The sequence below is a fragment of the Citrobacter freundii complex sp. 2024EL-00216 genome (genome assembly GCF_043945515.1).
Lineage (GTDB): Bacteria > Pseudomonadota > Gammaproteobacteria > Enterobacterales > Enterobacteriaceae > Citrobacter > Citrobacter portucalensis.
Genome location: NZ_JBIMRA010000013.1, coordinates 77,123 through 94,635, shown reverse-complemented (window position 1 = coordinate 94,635; position 17,513 = coordinate 77,123). Strand labels below are relative to the sequence as shown.

The 17,513-nt window shown below is 52.7% G+C and carries 16 protein-coding genes and 1 pseudogene; 10 read left to right on the top strand and 7 right to left on the bottom strand.

Annotation, left to right across the window (positions count from 1 at the left end; all coding sequences use genetic code 11):
* The first annotated feature begins 14 nt into the window (after positions 1–14).
* Positions 15–392, top strand: coding sequence for a carboxymuconolactone decarboxylase family protein (locus tag ACHHZ7_RS17375; protein ID WP_060683060.1), 378 nt, complete (start codon positions 15–17; stop codon positions 390–392).
* Between the two features lie 38 nt (positions 393–430).
* Here the strand turns inward: ACHHZ7_RS17375 and ACHHZ7_RS17370 are convergent.
* A pseudogene (locus ACHHZ7_RS17370) lies at positions 431–1,426 on the bottom strand (bifunctional metallophosphatase/5'-nucleotidase); the annotation flags it as partial.
* Positions 1,427–1,484: 58 nt separating this feature from the next.
* Between ACHHZ7_RS17370 and ACHHZ7_RS17365 the strand changes: the two are divergent.
* Positions 1,485–1,718: a hypothetical protein gene (locus tag ACHHZ7_RS17365; protein ID WP_060683059.1), complete on the top strand. Its 234-nt coding sequence runs from the start codon at positions 1,485–1,487 to the stop codon at positions 1,716–1,718.
* Between the two features lie 44 nt (positions 1,719–1,762).
* Here ACHHZ7_RS17365 and ACHHZ7_RS17360 read toward each other — a convergent pair whose 3' ends face one another.
* Both ACHHZ7_RS17360 and metB read right to left on the bottom strand, forming a co-directional pair.
* Positions 1,763–4,195, bottom strand: coding sequence for a bifunctional aspartate kinase/homoserine dehydrogenase II (locus ACHHZ7_RS17360; protein ID WP_032945630.1), 2,433 nt, complete (start codon positions 4,193–4,195; stop codon positions 1,763–1,765).
* A gap of 2 nt (positions 4,196–4,197) precedes the next feature.
* Positions 4,198–5,358: a cystathionine gamma-synthase gene (gene metB / locus ACHHZ7_RS17355; RefSeq protein ID WP_003028818.1), complete on the bottom strand. Its 1,161-nt coding sequence runs from the start codon at positions 5,356–5,358 to the stop codon at positions 4,198–4,200.
* A 265-nt stretch (positions 5,359–5,623) separates the two neighbouring features.
* On the opposite strand from metB, the gene metJ reads away from it, so the two are divergent.
* Complete coding sequence (metJ, locus tag ACHHZ7_RS17350) at positions 5,624–5,941, top strand: met regulon transcriptional regulator MetJ (protein ID WP_003825168.1); 318 nt, start codon at positions 5,624–5,626, stop codon at positions 5,939–5,941.
* Between the two features lie 58 nt (positions 5,942–5,999).
* On the opposite strand, the gene ACHHZ7_RS17345 is transcribed toward metJ, so the two are convergent.
* From ACHHZ7_RS17345 to rpmE, 3 genes are all read right to left on the bottom strand, one after another.
* A complete protein-coding gene (locus tag ACHHZ7_RS17345) occupies positions 6,000–7,424 on the bottom strand; it encodes an MFS transporter (protein ID WP_060683058.1) in 1,425 nt (474 codons plus the stop codon).
* A 78-nt stretch (positions 7,425–7,502) separates the two neighbouring features.
* The gene (locus tag ACHHZ7_RS17340) at positions 7,503–8,183 is read right to left on the bottom strand and encodes an oligogalacturonate-specific porin KdgM family protein (protein ID WP_003825173.1); all 681 of its coding nucleotides are present in this window, start codon (positions 8,181–8,183) and stop codon (positions 7,503–7,505) included.
* 338 nt (positions 8,184–8,521) lie between these two features.
* Positions 8,522–8,734 (bottom strand): 50S ribosomal protein L31, encoded by a 213-nt coding sequence (gene rpmE / locus ACHHZ7_RS17335; RefSeq protein ID WP_008787040.1) that lies wholly within the window; start codon positions 8,732–8,734, stop codon positions 8,522–8,524.
* A gap of 257 nt (positions 8,735–8,991) precedes the next feature.
* Between rpmE and priA the strand changes: the two genes are divergently transcribed.
* The 7 genes from priA to rraA all read left to right on the top strand — a co-directional run bounded on the left by priA (position 8,992) and on the right by rraA (position 16,978).
* Positions 8,992–11,190 carry a primosomal protein N' gene (gene priA, locus ACHHZ7_RS17330; protein WP_048215183.1) on the top strand — a complete coding sequence of 733 codons (2,199 nt, stop codon included), beginning with the start codon at positions 8,992–8,994 and terminating at the stop codon, positions 11,188–11,190.
* Between the two features lie 156 nt (positions 11,191–11,346).
* The gene (cytR, locus tag ACHHZ7_RS17325; protein WP_003825179.1) at positions 11,347–12,372 is read left to right on the top strand and encodes a DNA-binding transcriptional regulator CytR; all 1,026 of its coding nucleotides are present in this window, start codon (positions 11,347–11,349) and stop codon (positions 12,370–12,372) included.
* 93 nt (positions 12,373–12,465) lie between these two features.
* Positions 12,466–13,440 carry a cell division protein FtsN gene (gene ftsN / locus ACHHZ7_RS17320; RefSeq protein ID WP_071845252.1) on the top strand — a complete coding sequence of 325 codons (975 nt, stop codon included), beginning with the start codon at positions 12,466–12,468 and terminating at the stop codon, positions 13,438–13,440.
* A gap of 91 nt (positions 13,441–13,531) precedes the next feature.
* Positions 13,532–14,062 (top strand): ATP-dependent protease subunit HslV, encoded by a 531-nt coding sequence (gene hslV / locus ACHHZ7_RS17315; RefSeq protein WP_003028805.1) that lies wholly within the window; start codon positions 13,532–13,534, stop codon positions 14,060–14,062.
* Between the two features lie 9 nt (positions 14,063–14,071).
* Positions 14,072–15,403, top strand: coding sequence for an HslU--HslV peptidase ATPase subunit (gene hslU, locus ACHHZ7_RS17310; protein WP_003028803.1), 1,332 nt, complete (start codon positions 14,072–14,074; stop codon positions 15,401–15,403).
* Positions 15,404–15,470: 67 nt separating this feature from the next.
* A complete protein-coding gene (gene menA, locus ACHHZ7_RS17305) occupies positions 15,471–16,400 on the top strand; it encodes a 1,4-dihydroxy-2-naphthoate polyprenyltransferase (RefSeq protein ID WP_003825185.1) in 930 nt (309 codons plus the stop codon).
* 92 nt (positions 16,401–16,492) lie between these two features.
* Positions 16,493–16,978, top strand: coding sequence for a ribonuclease E activity regulator RraA (gene rraA, locus ACHHZ7_RS17300; protein WP_008787034.1), 486 nt, complete (start codon positions 16,493–16,495; stop codon positions 16,976–16,978).
* 221 nt (positions 16,979–17,199) lie between these two features.
* Here rraA and zapB read toward each other — a convergent pair whose 3' ends face one another.
* Positions 17,200–17,445, bottom strand: coding sequence for a septal ring assembly protein ZapB (zapB, locus tag ACHHZ7_RS17295; protein WP_088732415.1), 246 nt, complete (start codon positions 17,443–17,445; stop codon positions 17,200–17,202).
* Between the last annotated feature and the right edge of the window lie 68 nt (positions 17,446–17,513).

Here is a 17,513-nt window from a genome sequence, read left to right as displayed (position 1 = left end):
AAGAGGAAGGAATGATGCCTTCAGAACGCTTTATTACCGGTCAGGAGATGTTGCAAAAAGTGGATGGTAAAGGGGGCGATGCGGTCGTCGAAAGTCTGCAGGATATTGCGCCAGACTTCGCCCAATACCTGATTGAATTTCCTTTTGGCGACATCTATTCAAGGCCGGGGCTGGATTTACGCAGTAGAGAAATCGCCACCGTCGCGGCATTAACTGCGCTGGGTAACGCCACACCGCAGTTGAAAGTGCATATTGGCGCGGCATTCCACGTGGGTTTAACGCAGGATGAGATCATTGAAGTGATTATGCAGATGGCCGTATATGCTGGCTTCCCCGCGGCACTCAACGGCTTGTTCGCCGCAAAAGAGGTGTTTGCCTCCCACAAAGGCTAAAACAACAGGCCAGCGGAATATCTGCTGGCCTGACCTCACTACGGTTTCACATCTTCCACACGCATGCCTTTGAGTTGCTCATCCGTCAGCGTATTTCCCGCTTTGAAATAATCAACGACAGCATTAGAGACATAGTAACCGCCGGATGTGTTACGCGCTTTACCTTCGGTGAATGCCGTAAAACCATCACCGCCGTCTGCCAGGAAGCTATTGGTGGCAATGTGATAAACCACAGCGTCCTCAATTGGCTTACCGTTAAGCGTCAATACGGTGACCCGCTGGCCAACCGGTTTGCTGCTGTCATACTTCATCTCCAGTCCTTTGGACACCTGCAATACGCCGTTGCTTAAACCCGCGCCGTGCTCCATCAGGCTACGTAACTGCTTCCCGGTGAGATCCATGGTTGCCAGCTCGTTCGGGAACGGGAAGGTGCTAATGACGGCACCCATCGTGATAGCACCTGCCGGGATTTCATTCCGGATGCCGCCCGAGTTAGTGAGTGCTAACTGGGTATCTTTACCCGCCGCAGCCAGCAATGCATCTGCCGCCAGATTTCCCAGGGAAGAAGATTCACCGTAAGCACGCGTCAGCTCAACCGGAGAGTTGGCTACCGTTTGTTGTACCACTTTATCGAGCTTTTTATTCCAGCCATCAATGACCTGTTTCGTTTGCGGGTCTGGCTGCCACTCATCAGCAAAAATGGTCTTCAGTTCGAAGTTCTTAACGGTAAATTGATGCGGTTTTTGCTGGTAATCCAGCACCAGTTTACCCACATCAATACCGCCGCTGTCGGTAGACAGAATCAGGGTGTTACCGACTTTAATCGGCTCCGGCGTGCCCACATGCGCATGACCGGTGATCAGGATATCCAGGCCATGCACCTGACCTGCAGTCTGGATATCTTTATCCAGCGCACGGCGCACATCGGTGCCCCCCAGACTGGATTGACGTGCTGGCGTGCCTTCGTGGATGAGTGCCACGGTGAGATCGACTTTGCCTTTAAGCTCATCGATATAGCGTTGCAACCACTTAACCTATCAGGGATGGTGGCAAAATGAGTGGCAAATCTGGCAACGAGGCGATACGCGTAAAATGGTGTGTTTGTTAACGCAGGGGCGTGTTGAAGAAGGCGCGTCAAAAACTCTGGCGGCAAGCCATCATTTTCTCGCCTGGTTGCAGCAACAGACGGAATTTCAGCAAAGCCCCCGCTACTCCGCCCATTCGGTATTTCAGACGATAAGGACGCTGGTAGATCAATACAACGCCCTGATCACCCAGCACGATTTGCCCGGTGGCGCTGCCGCTTACCGGGCCTACGATTCATGAAATATGTAGGCCGGATAAGCGTAAGCGTCATTAGGCAACGCAAACTACAGCAGCTGCGCCAAACGGTTGATGTCTGACTGAATAGCGCCGGCGGTAACGTCACGACCTGCGCCCGGTCCACGGATTACCAGCGGGTTATCGCGATACCAGCGGCTTTCAATGGCGAATACGTTATCGCACGGCAACAGCGCCGCCAGCGGGTGTTCAGGACGAACCGCTTCAACACCAACGCGCGCTTTACCGTTAGCATCAAAACGCGCCACATAGCGTAGCACCAGCCCCATTTCACGCGCCGCTTCCAGACGCTGCACCATCTGCTCGTTAAGCTCATCACCATTCTCAAAGAAATGGTCAATAGAGCCTTCTTCACAGTGTGCAGGCACCAGCGATTCCACGCGAACCTGGTCCGGTTCGATGTCGTAACCTGCTTCACGCGCCAGAATCACCAGCTTACGCATCACATCTTTGCCGGAAAGATCTACGCGCGGATCGGGTTCAGTCAGCCCCTGTTGCCACGCCTGATCCACCAGATCGGTGAACGGGACCGTGCCATCAAATTGCAGGAACAACCACGACAACGTACCGGAGAAGATCCCGCTGATCGACAGAATGGTATCTCCGCTATCAATCAGATCGCGCACGGTATGATTGATCGGCAAACCTGCTCCCACGGTGGCGTTATACAGCCAGTGGCGGCCGGTTTTTTCAAAAGCGTCATGAATTTGGCGATAATTATGACTGCTGCTCGCCCCCGCCAGTTTGTTGGCGCTGATAACGTGGAAACCATGGCTGGCAAAATCCAGATACTGATCCGCAAGTTGCTCGCTGGCAGTAACGTCCAGCACCACTAAATCATCATACGGGTGAGCACGCATCCACAGGAATAGAGACTCTTCATCCTGCTCTACCGCCTCGTCATCAAAGAAAGCTAACGCGCGGCTGGCATCCAGCCCTTCGTAATTCAGCAGGCTACGACGGCTATCAACCACACCCGCCAGCACAAACTCTAATCCGGTGCGCGCCGAGAGCGTGCTCTGCTCGCGAGCGAACAGCTCCAGCCAGCGCGAACCAATGTTGCCTTTGCCGAACAACACCAGACCAATGCGTTTTTCCGCGCGGAAAATTGACTGATGCAGGCCCTGAATCAGGCTCTCTGTTGGCCCAGTACGCAGTACCGCGACCAGGCTGATACCCTCTTCCGATTGCCAGGTGAATTCAACCGGCTGACCTTTCAACTGTTGCCAGAAACGGTGGCAGTGCAGCGGATTACGGGTGACGCCCGCCCCGACCATCGCTACCAGCGCCAGCCCCTGGCGCAAACGCAGCTCGCCCGGCAGACCAGCTTCATCCAGAATTTTCAGTGCGCCGTCAGCGACTTCGGAGGTATAGCAAAATTGCAGCAGTTGGCGGTCAGGATGCACACCCACTGCCAGCGGACGCACCTGGGTACGTTTTAAAACCTGATCAATCTCTTTATAAGCCAGCTTAAAGTCCTGGCCAGTCGGAACCAAAAACTCAATCAGGCAGACGTCATCATGACTGGTCACAATACGCGCCCCGGTACCGGAGGCCAGTACGCGTTCAATGCGCGTTGAACCCTGCTCCGGCGTATAGCTACAACGCAGTTGGAGATCGATATCGCTACCGGAAACCGGCTGTAAGGTACGGGCATGGAGAACCGGTGCCGCCAGACGCGCCAGCTCGCTGGCTTCATCCAGACGCAGCAGCGGCAGCAAACAGGCGTCTTTTACTTTACGCGGATCCGCGCTGTAAACCCCGGCGACATCGCTCCAGATAGTTACGCGAGAAACGCCCGCCAGCGCGCCAACCTGCGTCGCCGAGTAGTCGGAGCCGTTACGCCCCAGCAGGACCGTTTCACCGCAATTGCTGCGGCTAATAAAGCCGGTAACCACCAGCCGTTTACCCGGATGCTGCGCCAGCAGTTGCTGTAGCAGCGGGTAAGAAAGACCTTCATCTACCTGCGGCTGGGCACCGCGTTCAGCACGTAAAAAATCGCGCGCATCCAGCCAGGCTGACTCCAGCCCCTGTTGGTTAAGGACCGCAGACATCAAACGCGCGGACCATACCTCACCATGCCCAACAACCTCAGCATAGACGGCATCGTTCACGCCGCTGTCGAGTAATCCAGCCAGACGCTCCAGATCGTGAATAAACGCGCCAATTAGTCCATCCGCTATATCAGGCGGTAACAAACCGCTGATAAGCTCGCTCTGATAGCGACGTAACGCCTGTTGAACCTGATGCGCAGAAAGGCGATCGGTCTGGCTTAATTTCAGCCAGCTAATCAACTGGTTAGTGGTACTGCCTGCGGCTGAAACAACCATCATGTCATCAGGCTGCGAGTACTCCGCCATAATGCCTGCGACACGCAGATAACATTTCACATCAGCCAGACTACTACCACCAAATTTGTGCAGTTGACGACCCTTCGCCCCTGCCTGCGCAATCACACTCATGTTTACCCCTTGTTTGCAGCCCGGAAGCCATTTTCCAGGTCGGCAATTAAATCTTCGCCATCTTCAATACCGGTGGAGATACGCAGCAGCGTTTCGGAAATTCCGGCGGCAGCACGCGCTTCTGGCGCCATGCCCGCGTGTGTCATGGTTGCGGCGTGGGAGATCAGACTTTCAACGCCCCCTAACGATTCCGCCAGCGTAAACAATGACAACCCTCCGAGGAAGCGGCGCAGCGTTTGCTCATCACCATCCAGTTCAAAACTTAACATCGCGCCAAAGCCTTTTTGCTGACGCGCGGCAATCTCATGGCCCTGATTATCCGGCAATGACGGGTGATACAATTTTTTCACCAGCGGCTGAGTTTGCAGATAATCGACTATCGCCTGAGCATTACGTTGCGCCACCTCCATTCGAGGAGACAGAGTACGCAGGCCGCGCAACAGCAGATAACTATCAAACGCGCCGCCGGTCACACCAATATTATTCGCCCACCATGCCAGTTCAGTGACCGTTTCCGGATCTTTCGCTATCACAACACCAGCCACCACATCTGAGTGACCGTTTAAATATTTCGTGCATGAATGCAACACCAGATCGGCGCCCAATGCCAGTGGATTTTGCAGTGCCGGGCTTAAAAAAGTGTTGTCGACCACGCTGACCGCGCCAGCTTCACGCGCCAGCTGACAGATTTTCGCAATATCCACCACGCGCAGCAGCGGGTTGCTTGGGCTTTCTACCAGCACCAGTTTCGGTTTTTCCGCCAATGCGGCCTGCAATGCCTGCTCATCACCTTGATCGACAAACAGGACGCGGTAACAGCCACGTTTTGCCAGACTGTCAAACAGTCGGTAGCTCCCGCCGTAGCAGTCATGCGGTGCGACCAGCAGATCGCCTGGCTTGAGGAAGACCGTGGTCACCAAATGAATCGCCGACATGCCAGTATTGGTCAGCACAGCACCTGCACCGCCTTCCAGTTCCGCCAGCGCACGCTGAACAACATCGCGCGTTGGGTTGCCGCGACGCGAATAGTCATGGGCGCGAGGTTCATTAAATCCGGTAAAGTTATAGGTGCTGGAGAGGTGAATCGGCGGGACAACGCAACCGTACTGTTCGTCGTCATTTAACCCGCTACGCACTGCGATGGTGGCCTGTTTACGCGTCATATTGAGGAGATCCTGGCTGAGTCGGTGAAAAGTCAGACACCAGAGTAATCATAGTTACGATAGCCGTCAATACATCTGGACATCTAAACTTCTTTGCGTATAGATTGAGCAAACTGGAAATAGCCGTTAAAATTATATGCATTAGCGTACATCTGCGTCGGCTTACTTCGTGTCAGGGCCACGCCACTACGATAAACTACGCGCAATTATGGTCCGGGCTCAGGTTCTGGCCTCAATATTAATGACGAAGAGGATTAGGTATCTCATGGCTGAATGGAGCGGCGAATATATCAGCCCATACGCTGAGCACGGTAAGAAGAGTGAGCAAGTCAAAAAAATTACGGTTTCCATTCCTCTGAAGGTGTTAAAAATCCTTACCGATGAACGCACGCGTCGTCAGGTGAACAACCTGCGCCACGCCACCAACAGCGAACTGCTGTGTGAAGCGTTTCTGCATGCTTTTACTGGGCAACCCTTACCCAACGATGACGACCTGCGTAAAGAACGCAGTGATGAAATCCCGGAAGAAGCAAAGGTAATCATGCGCGAACTGGGTATCAACCCGGAAACGTGGGAATACTGATAGTTAGAACGGCAATGGGCGTGTAGAGGCGGGAATGCTCCCGCCTTTTCTCACTGTGTTACTTACTAATACCATTGAGTTTATTCAATGTTTCTTCCATTTTGAGCGTTTCCGTACGGTTCAATGGATAGAAATAAATCAGAATGACCGCCGCCAAAAACAGGCATAGCGCCGGCAAGAGATTCGCCATCGTATAAATATTTTCCTGCACAATGCTGGTTTGCACTGCACCACCTGTTGACGATGATTGATAGCCAATGATAGCCAACATAAAGCCACCAATCGCCCCTGCGCATGCCTGACCAACCTTGCGCGCAAAGAAGTTCACACCATAAACCGTGCCATCCTCGCGATCGCCAGTGACATACTGATGGTAGTCACAAACATCAGTCATAAACGCCCAAATCATCAGGTTGAATAACCCTGCACCCAGCGTCGCCAGGAACAAGAAAACCAGATAGACCTTTGCATCCGTAATGTGGACAAAGTACATAATCACATACATGACCACGGCAAAAAGCAACGCGCCTACACTGGCTTCTTTTTTACCAAACCGCTTCGTGAGCCAGGATGCCGATGGCGCCAGCAGAACCAGGGAACCAAAGGTAAACAGAAACGCGACTGACATCGCCTCTTTATTGTGGAAATAGTCATTAAACAGGTAAGTCATGTTGGTACCGGACAACCCCTGATTAATTACAATCAGCAAATCCACAACCACTAAAACAATCAGCGCCTTATTGCGTGCCAGTCCCTTCAGCAACACCGAAACGGGCATGCTCTCTTTTCTCTCCACGCGCACGCGCTCCGTCGTTAAATGACAGGTCAAGGATAAAAAGATCAAGCCCAGCACTGCGCAACCAATGGAAATCCAGAAGAAGTGTTGCCCGGAAATCACCTGGCTTCCATCCACCAGGGTGGTGTACATCAGGATTGGAATGAAAAAGCCAGTTGCCCCACCGCCAATTGCTGACCCAACGCTACGCCAGGTTGAAAGCGATACACGATCTTCAGGATTCGAGCTAATCGCCGCAGACATAGCACCGTACGGAATACTCACGGTAGATAACAGCGAACCGTAAATGAAATAGGAGCAGCAGATGTAGATGATTTTCGCCGTATAAGAAAAATCATTCACAAACGGCAGGAACAGGACAACCGCAATGATGCAAAATGGATACTTCATGCGACGCACCCACGGGTTGAAACGTCCATGTACCGTCAGTTTAGAGATATCGCATAAGCGCCCTACACCAACATCAACGAACGCATCAAAGAGTTTGGTCACAAAATAGAGTGAGCCAACAATAACGCCGGAAATACCGAGGACGTTAGTGTAATAAATCATTAAAAAACTATTAACTAAGCCAAGAATAAAACAGGTTCCGAGGTCACCACATAAATAACCAATTTTATCTCTAATTCCGAAAGGCCTGACGGCAGTGGTTTCATTATTTCCGATAATAGTTCCATCATTAGACATGATGTCAACTCCTTAGACATATTATTCAAACAAACTATGCTTATCGACGTAATCAGCCGATACGAAAACTATTACCGATTAAAAGTTATAACCAAGACCGACACGATAACGGGTCTGACGATCGTCTGTCGTTGTTGTGTTATAACCCGAGGAAACGTTGCCAACCTCAACAAATGGAACCCAGGAGCCTAATTTGTACGCCACGCGGAAGTTATATTCATAATCATCTTTCCGGTTGTTATATAAATCTTCGCTATCGGCAATTTTATAAATACCATTTAGCTCAAACATCCAGTCATTGACGTTATAACCAAGCCAGGCTTCCGGACGATAGACCATGCGGTCATCTTTGCCGTCAGTATTTCTGCGCATGTACTCCTGACGATAGCGGAACGCGGTCCACCAGTTGTCGTTGATGTTGTACTGCACGCGGATATAAGGCTTATAAATCGCGATATTATCGCCCGTTTCGATCGCAATGCCGGGCTGCCAGACAAGACCCTGCCAGGTGAACTGATAGCTTGCGGTATACTCGTTGCCGTTACTTTCCATATTATTCCACGCATCATTTGACTGCGTGTTTTCGGAACGAGAAATGGCTTCTACTGCCACACCAAAACCCGTGGCAAAACGGTGAGACATATACACACGATCGTAATTACGTCCATCGTCATAATATTCATGTCGGTAATCAACATAACCCGCCTGTGCGGCCGCAGAGAATAATGGAATCAGTAATAACGCAGATTTAAATTTCATGACAATCCCTCTTCACACTCAACAACGGAAATAATCCATCTCGTTTGTCCATAAAATGGGAAAACAAAAAGGCTTTTAGATTAATTTTATATTTCCACGAAAGTGTATTTTAGAAAGAAAGCAGAAACCTTTGGTATTTTGCCAGGAGCTGGTAAAAGTGGCAAAAGACAGAAGATAAAAAGGACGCAGATCACCAGTTGCGATATTTTATCGAAAAAATAAAACACCGTTTTATTTATTGAATAAAATAGATTATTCAATACATCAATATATATTTCAGTTCTGAAGCGCAGAAACAAAAAAAGCGCCATAAGGCGCTTTTTTCTGACAGCTGAAACTTACTTGCTGCCTGGGATGCTGAAACGCTTGTTGAAGCGATCAACACGGCCACCGGTAGCAACATCACGCTGCTTGCCAGTATAGAACGGGTGGCACTGACCGCACACGTCCAGGTTCAGATCGTGACCGACGGTAGAGCGGATTTTCATGACGTTACCGCAAGAGCAGTTTGCAGTAATTTCTTCGTATTTCGGGTGAATATCTTTTTTCATGGGAAAACCTCGGTTTAAGGCCGCGTCGCTCTTCCAGCCCTAACGCCAGACACCACGCGATGTTAATTATTCCCCGTCACCTTTCACGCTGCATCAACAGCCTGAAACTCTCGGGTAATGGTCATTGTTTGACGCAATCAATTTGCATCAAAGGCGGCGAATCATACAGAAATTAACCTGCTCATGCAAACTGATCCGCATTCTACCCTCCACTAATGTGTATACTAACCCGCCAGATTTCAAGTCAGGATGATTCAATGCCCGTTGCGCACGTTGCCTTACCTGTTCCGCTACCTCGCACCTTTGACTACCTCCTGCCGGAAGGCTTGAGTGCCAAAGCCGGGTGTCGTGTACGCGTGCCCTTTGGCAAGCAGCAGGAGCGCGTGGGTATCGTCCTTTCCGTCAGCGAGCACAGTGAACTGCCGCGGAGCGAATTGAAAGCCGTTCTCGAAGTGCTGGACAGCGAACCGGTCTACTCGACCTCTGTCTGGCGTCTGCTGTTGTGGGCGGCTGATTATTATCATCATCCCATCGGTGACGTACTGTTTCACGCTCTGCCAATTTTACTGCGCCAGGGACGCCCGGCGACAAACGCGCCCATGTGGTACTGGTTTGCCACTGAAGAAGGCCAAGTTATTGACCTCAACAGCCTGAAGCGTTCTCCCAAGCAGCAACAGGCGCTGGCTGCGCTACGCCAGGGGAAAATCTGGCGCGACCAGGTGGCTGAACTGGAATTTAATGATGCCGCATTACAGGCACTGCGGAAAAAAGGGCTGTGCGATCTGGCGAGCGAAACACCAGGCTTTAGCGACTGGCGTACGCACTACGCGGTTTCCGGTGAGCGTCTGCGGCTGAACACCGAGCAGGCCACCGCCGTCGGGGCTATTCACAGCGCCTCAGACAGTTTTAGCGCCTGGCTATTAGCGGGCGTAACGGGATCAGGCAAAACAGAGGTCTATCTCAGCGTTCTGGAAAACGTCCTTGCCCAGGGCAAGCAGGCGCTGGTGATGGTGCCGGAGATTGGCCTGACGCCGCAAACTATTGCCCGTTTTCGCGAACGTTTCAATGCGCCGGTCGAAGTCCTGCACTCCGGTTTAAACGACAGTGAACGTCTTTCAGCCTGGCTGAAAGCAAAAAATGGCGAGGCGGCGATTGTTATCGGCACGCGTTCTTCGCTGTTTACGCCGTTTAAAAATCTCGGTGTGATTGTCATCGACGAAGAGCACGACAGCTCTTATAAACAGCAGGAAGGCTGGCGCTATCATGCGCGCGACCTCGCGGTTTACCGCGCCCATAGCGAGCAAATCCCGATTATTCTCGGCTCAGCCACCCCGGCACTGGAAACGCTGTGTAACGTGCGGCAGAACAAATATCGCATGCTACGCCTGACGCGCCGCGCCGGAAATGCGCGCCCAGCCACTCAGCACGTGCTGGATCTCAAAGGTCAGCAAGTGCAGGCCGGACTCGCCCCTGCTCTAATCGCCCGTATGCGTCAGCACCTGCAGGCGGATAACCAGGTGATCCTGTTTTTGAACCGTCGTGGTTTTGCGCCTGCGCTGCTGTGCCACGACTGTGGTTGGATTGCAGAATGTCCGCGTTGCGATCACTACTACACGCTACATCAGGCGCAGCACCACCTGCGTTGCCACCACTGTGACAGCCAGCGCCCAATACCGCGTCAGTGCCCCTCCTGCGGTTCGACGCATATGGTTCCAGTAGGACTCGGCACCGAACAGCTTGAGCAGGCTCTGGCACCTTTTTTCCCCGGTGTGCCAATTTCACGTATCGATCGCGACACCACCAGCCGTAAAGGGTCGCTGGAGCAGCATCTGGCGGAAGTGCATCGCGGCGGCGCACGAATTCTTATAGGCACGCAAATGCTGGCCAAAGGCCACCACTTCCCGGACGTCACTCTGGTGGCGCTGCTGGACGTTGACGGCGCGCTATTCTCCGCAGATTTCCGGTCAGCAGAACGCTTCGCCCAGCTCTATACGCAGGTCTCTGGCCGTGCCGGACGCGCCGGGAAGCAAGGCGAAGTGGTGCTGCAAACGCACCATCCTGAACATCCGCTGCTGCAAACCTTGCTGTATAAAGGCTATGACGCGTTTGCCGAACAGGCGCTGGCCGAGCGACAAACGCTCCAGCTTCCACCGTGGACCAGCCATGTGATCGTGCGGGCAGAAGATCATAACAACCAGCATGCACCAATGTTCTTGCAGCAACTACGGAATCTCATTCAAGCCAGCCCGTTGGCCGATGACAAACTCTGGGTGCTCGGCCCGGTTCCCGCACTGGCGCCCAAACGCGGTGGTCGTTATCGTTGGCAAATATTGTTGCAACATCCATCACGAATTCGTCTGCAACATATCGTCAGCGGCACGCTGGCACTGATCAATACGCTACCCGATGCACGCAAGGTTAAATGGGTGCTGGATGTCGATCCCATCGAGGGATAACCCCTCACGATGCGAGGCGGATCGTAAAATTAAAGATCCATCACACTTTTTATGAAAATTCTGTAACCGCTTCCATTCACTATCTGATAAAAATGTTTCAGATGAAGGTTATCCAGGGACGAGTCTGTGCCAGCAGCTCTCTGGCGAGGAGAAAGAGTGAAACCGAATAAGCAGGTTGCCGCCGCTACGATGAAAGATGTTGCTCTGAAGGCGAAAGTCTCAACGGCAACCGTATCCCGCGCATTAATGAACCCGGACAAAGTCTCACAGTCAACCCGTAACAAGGTTGAGCAGGCAGCGCTGGAAGTGGGATATCTACCCCAATCAATGGGACGTAACGTTAAGCGTAATGAGTCACGTACCATTCTGGTGATTGTGCCGGATATCTGCGATCCGTTTTTTAGCGAAGTGATTCGTGGCATCGAAGTGACTGCCGCAGAACAGGGATACCTGGTGCTTATTGGCGACTGCGCGCACCAGAATCAGCAGGAAAAGACGTTTCTTAACCTCATTATCACCAAGCAGATCGATGGCATGGTACTGCTCAGCTCGCGCCTGCCGTTTGATGCCAGCGTGGAAGAACAGCGCAATTTACCGCCGATGGTCATGTCGAACGAGTTCGCGCCAGAGCTGGAACTCCCTACCGTGCACATTGATAACCTCACCGCCGCCTTTAACGCGATGAATTATCTGCTGGAACTGGGGCATAAACGCATTGGTTGTATCGCCGGACCCGAAGATATGCCGCTGTGCCATTACCGTCTGCAAGGCTACGTTCAGGCATTACGCCGCAGCGGAATTACGGTCGATCCGCATTTCATCGCGCGCGGTGACTTTACCTATGAAGCGGGAGCCAATGCGTTGAAGCAGCTCCTTGAACTACCGCAGCCGCCTACCGCTGTCTTTTGTCACAGCGACGTCATGGCGCTGGGTGCACTCTCTTACGCCAAACGTCAGGGTCTGAAAGTCCCTGATGATTTATCCATTATTGGCTTTGATAACATTTCGCTCACGGAATTTTGTGATCCACCCCTGACAACCGTCGCACAGCCGCGTTTCGATATCGGACGTGAAGCTATGCTGTTACTGCTCGATCAATTACAAGGGCAGAGCGTCAGCAGTGGCTCACGTTTACTGGACTGCGAGCTTATTATTCGGGGTACTACCCGGGCACTGACGTAAAGTAAAGTGCTTTCGGACTCCCCTGTCTGGTCAAAGGCCCGCCGCTTAAGTAACATGGCGGGCTGACGAACGAATAAATACAGCGAAACGATAGTGGCACAACGAGATTATGTACGTCGCGGCCAACCGGCACCTTCGCGGCGCAAGAAGAGCACATCACGGAAAAAACAACGCAATACGCCTGCGGTATCGCCCGCAATGGTTGCTATTGCTGCAGCCGTACTCGTGACCTTTATCGGTGGTCTGTACTTCATTACGCATCACAAGAAAGAAGAGTCCGAAACGCTGCAAAACCAGAAAGTCACCGGTAATGGCATTCCGCCAAAACCGGAAGAGCGCTGGCGATACATCAAAGAGCTGGAAAGCCGTCAGCCTGGCGTACGTGCGCCTACCGAACCGTCTGCGGGCGGCGAGGTGCTGAATGCCGACCAGCTAACCAATGAGCAGCGCCAGCTATTGGCGCAAATGCAGGCTGATATGCGTCAACAGCCGACACAGCTCAACGAAGTACCGTGGAACGAGCAAACGCCTGAACAACGCCAGCAAACGCTGCAGCGTCAGCGTCAGGTGCAACAGCAGCAGTGGAATAACGCACAGCAGCAGGCTCAGCAGCCGCGTCCACGGGCAACAGAACAGCCGTATCAGCAGCAGCAAACGCGTACAGCACAAGCCGCGCCGGTACAGCAGCCGAAAGCGCAGCCAAAACCGGCGGCGCAACAGCCGTATCAGGATCTGCTGCAAACGCCAGCGCATACCACCGCTGCTCAGCCAAAACCGCAGCCGGCCGCGCCGATAACGAATGAAACGCAGCCGCCAAAACAGACTGCTGAGAAAAAAGATGAACGCCGCTGGATGGTTCAGTGCGGGTCATTTAAAGGCGCTGAGCAGGCAGAAACCGTGCGCGCGCAGCTGGCCTTTGAAGGGTTCAACTCGCGTATTACCACCAATAACGGCTGGAATCGCGTGGTCATTGGTCCGGTCAAAGGCAAAGAGAATGCCGACAACACCATCAGCCGCCTGAAGGTTGCTGGTCACACAAACTGCATTCGACTCTCCACTGGGGGTTGAAACCCCCAAAATCCCCCCCATCTATACTTGCATTACGCCCCGTACACTGTGCGGGGCCTGTACATTGCATTTGTAACCAAGGGGTCTGCTCGTGACAACAATAGTAAGCGTACGCCGTAACGGCCATGTGGTAATCGCCGGTGATGGTCAGGCCACACTGGGTAACACCGTAATGAAAGGCAACGTGAAGAAAGTCCGCCGTCTGTACAACGATAAAGTCATCGCGGGCTTTGCGGGCGGTACTGCGGATGCATTCACGCTGTTTGAACTGTTTGAACGCAAGCTGGAAATGCACCAGGGTCACCTGGTGAAAGCTGCCGTTGAACTGGCAAAAGACTGGCGTACCGACCGTATGCTGCGCAAACTCGAAGCGCTGCTGGCCGTCGCAGATGAAACTGCATCGCTCATAATCACCGGTAACGGCGACGTCATCCAGCCAGAAAACGATCTGATTGCCATCGGCTCCGGCGGTCCCTACGCCCAGGCTGCTGCACGCGCTCTGCTTGAAAATACCGAGCTTGGTGCACGCGAGATTGCTGAGAAAGCGTTGGATATTGCAGGGGATATCTGCATTTATACCAACCACTTCCATACCATCGAAGAATTGAACTCCAAAGCGTAAGGATCCCCCATGTCTGAAATGACCCCACGCGAAATTGTCAGCGAACTGAACAAACACATCATCGGCCAGGATAACGCTAAGCGTTCCGTGGCGATCGCCCTGCGTAACCGCTGGCGTCGTATGCAGCTCAACGAAGAGTTGCGTCATGAAGTCACGCCGAAAAACATTCTGATGATTGGCCCGACCGGCGTCGGTAAAACCGAAATCGCCCGTCGTCTGGCAAAACTAGCCAACGCGCCGTTCATCAAAGTTGAAGCAACAAAATTCACCGAAGTCGGCTATGTTGGTAAAGAAGTAGATTCCATCATCCGCGATCTGACCGATGCTGCCATCAAAATGGTCCGCGTGCAGGCAATCGAGAAAAACCGCTTCCGTGCCGAAGAGATGGCGGAAGAGCGCATTCTCGACGTGCTGATCCCACCTGCTAAAAATAACTGGGGGCAGTCAGAGCAGCCGCAGGAACCTTCTGCAGCGCGTCAGGCATTCCGTAAAAAACTGCGTGAAGGCCAGCTGGATGATAAAGAGATCGAAATCGATCTCGCGGCCGCACCGATGGGCGTTGAAATTATGGCGCCTCCAGGAATGGAAGAGATGACCAGCCAGCTGCAGTCCATGTTCCAGAACTTGGGCGGTCAGAAGCAAAAACCGCGTAAGCTGAAAATCAAAGACGCGATGAAGCTGCTGATTGAAGAAGAAGCAGCCAAACTGGTGAACCCGGAAGAGCTGAAACAAGAAGCTATCGACGCCGTTGAGCAGCACGGGATCGTGTTTATCGACGAAATCGACAAAATCTGTAAGCGCGGTGAATCCTCCGGCCCGGACGTGTCCCGTGAAGGCGTACAGCGCGACCTGCTGCCGCTGGTTGAAGGCTGCACGGTCTCCACCAAGCACGGCATGGTGAAAACAGATCACATTCTGTTTATCGCTTCTGGTGCATTCCAGGTAGCCAAACCGTCCGACCTGATCCCAGAACTGCAGGGTCGTCTGCCGATTCGTGTCGAGCTGCAGGCGCTGACCACCAGCGATTTTGAGCGTATCCTTACCGAACCGAATGCCTCCATCACCGTCCAGTACAAAGCGCTGATGGCGACTGAAGGTGTGGACATCAACTTCACTGAATCCGGTATTAAACGCATTGCCGAAGCGGCCTGGCAGGTTAACGAAACCACCGAAAACATCGGTGCACGTCGTCTGCATACCGTTCTGGAACGTCTGATGGAAGATATTTCCTATGATGCGAGCGATTTGAACGGCCAAAGCATCACAATTGATGCCGAATATGTGAGCAAACATCTGGATGCGCTGGTCGCAGATGAAGATCTGAGCCGTTTTATCCTATAATCGCGTTCAATGCATTTTCATCACTGTTGATGGGGCTGATAAAGCCCCATTTTTATTGGCGCTAAATATGACTGAACAACAACAAATTAGCCGCTCACAAGCCTGGCTGGAAAGTTTACGACCTAAGACCTTACCGCTCGCCTTCGCGGCGATCATCGTCGGTACGGCATTAGCATGGTGGCAAGGATACTTCGATCCGCTGGTTGCTCTGCTGGCATTGATTACGGCAGGACTGCTGCAAATTCTGTCCAATCTCGCTAACGACTATGGCGATGCCGTTAAAGGCAGCGACAAACCCGACCGTATTGGACCGCTGCGCGGTATGCAAAAAGGGGTCATCACCCAACAGCAGATGAAGCGCGCGCTGATCGTCACCGTGGTGCTGATCTGTCTGTCCGGGCTAGCCCTGGTTGCTGTAGCCTGTCACACGCTGGCGGATTTTGTCGGTTTCCTGGTGCTCGGCGGTCTGTCGATTATCGCCGCGATCACCTACACCGTGGGTAATCGCCCTTACGGATATATCGGCCTGGGCGATATTTCTGTGCTGGTATTCTTCGGCTGGCTCAGCGTAATGGGAAGTTGGTATCTGCAGGCGCATACGTTGATTCCAGCGCTGATTCTGCCTGCCACCGCCTGCGGCCTGCTGGCAACCGCCGTGCTCAACGTCAACAACCTGCGCGATATCAACAGCGACAGAGAGAACGGCAAGAACACGCTGGTCGTACGTTTAGGTGCTGTCAATGCCCGCCGCTACCACGCCTGTCTGCTGATGGGCACGCTGGTCTGTCTGGCACTGTTCAACCTGTTCTCACTGCAAAGCCTGTGGGGATGGCTGTTTATCCTCGCCGCTCCGCTGCTGATCAAACAGGCTCGCTATGTAATGCGCGAGATGGACCCGGCTGCAATGCGTCCGATGCTGGAACGCACCGTAAAAGCGGCATTGTTAACTAACCTGCTGTTTGTCGTTGGAATTTTCTTAAGTCAGTGGTCTCTTTAACTGACAAATATCAATTAACAATTGATGATTTTGCCAACAGTACACATAGCGCGATATACTAAAAATTCTCGCAGCAACTGAACGTTAAGCCTATGAAATACGATACATCCGAGCTTTGTGACATCTATCAGGAAGATGTCAACGTCGTGGAACCGCTGTTCTCTAACTTTGGGGGACGGTCGTCGTTTGGCGGACAAATCATCACGGTAAAATGTTTCGAGGACAACGGGTTGCTGTACGATCTGCTCGAACAAAACGGCCGTGGTCGCATTCTGCTGGTCGATGGCGGCGGTTCTGTCCGTCGTGCGCTGGTCGATGCCGAACTGGCGCGGCTGGCCGTACAGAATGAATGGGAAGGTCTGGTCATCTACGGCTCAGTACGCCAGGTAGACGATCTGGAAGAACTGGATATCGGCATTCAGGCGATTGCCGCAATTCCGGTAGGCGCTTCCGGTGAAGGCATTGGGGAAAGCGATGTGCGCGTCAACTTTGGCGGCGTGACGTTCTTCTCCGGCGACCACCTGTACGCCGATAACACCGGGATAATTCTCTCCGAAGACCCGCTCGATATCGAGTGATCAAAAAGGCACCGCAAGGTGCCTTTTTTTATGCGTTGTCGCTGATTGCCGGATGTCGGCTCACGCCTTATCCGGCCTACAGGTATCCGCATTCTAAATCCTCTATAGATTTCGCGTCAGGGCAAGGCGGCAAGTAAGTGAATCCCCAGGAGCATAGGCCACTATGTGACTGGGGTGAACGCACGCAGCCAACGCCGCCATAACGTGAAATATGACGAGGATTAGACTTCTTCCATACGACCCAGCAGGGCATGCAGACGATCCTGCCAGCCGTTCTGCTGTTCTTTCAGGTTGTTGTTCTCACGCTCCAGTTCTTCACGCTGCTGCTGTGCAGTCTGAACTTCCTGCGACAGTGAGTTGTTCTTTTCTTTCAGCTCTTCGATTTCCATCTGCAACAGCGTGATGGTATCAATCGCCTGCTGTACTTTTGCTTCCAGTTTCTCAAACACTTCTAATGACATCGTCATACCTCTCCTGAATTGCAAGGCGTTGATGGATAAAAATCCTCGTCCCGATAACCGGCGACGCCTTAATA

Coding starts and splice junctions, on each gene's coding strand:
- ACHHZ7_RS17375 (WP_060683060.1), top strand. CDS start 15: ATGCCTTCAGAACGCTTTATTACCGGTCAGGAGATGTTGCAAAAAGTG.
- ACHHZ7_RS17365 (WP_060683059.1), top strand. CDS start 1,485: ATGGTGTGTTTGTTAACGCAGGGGCGTGTTGAAGAAGGCGCGTCAAAA.
- ACHHZ7_RS17360 (WP_032945630.1), bottom strand. CDS start 4,195: ATGAGTGTGATTGCGCAGGCAGGGGCGAAGGGTCGTCAACTGCACAAA.
- metB (WP_003028818.1), bottom strand. CDS start 5,358: ATGACGCGTAAACAGGCCACCATCGCAGTGCGTAGCGGGTTAAATGAC.
- metJ (WP_003825168.1), top strand. CDS start 5,624: ATGGCTGAATGGAGCGGCGAATATATCAGCCCATACGCTGAGCACGGT.
- ACHHZ7_RS17345 (WP_060683058.1), bottom strand. CDS start 7,424: ATGTCTAATGATGGAACTATTATCGGAAATAATGAAACCACTGCCGTC.
- ACHHZ7_RS17340 (WP_003825173.1), bottom strand. CDS start 8,183: ATGAAATTTAAATCTGCGTTATTACTGATTCCATTATTCTCTGCGGCC.
- rpmE (WP_008787040.1), bottom strand. CDS start 8,734: ATGAAAAAAGATATTCACCCGAAATACGAAGAAATTACTGCAAACTGC.
- priA (WP_048215183.1), top strand. CDS start 8,992: ATGCCCGTTGCGCACGTTGCCTTACCTGTTCCGCTACCTCGCACCTTT.
- hslU (WP_003028803.1), top strand. CDS start 14,072: ATGTCTGAAATGACCCCACGCGAAATTGTCAGCGAACTGAACAAACAC.
- menA (WP_003825185.1), top strand. CDS start 15,471: ATGACTGAACAACAACAAATTAGCCGCTCACAAGCCTGGCTGGAAAGT.
- rraA (WP_008787034.1), top strand. CDS start 16,493: ATGAAATACGATACATCCGAGCTTTGTGACATCTATCAGGAAGATGTC.
- zapB (WP_088732415.1), bottom strand. CDS start 17,445: ATGACGATGTCATTAGAAGTGTTTGAGAAACTGGAAGCAAAAGTACAG.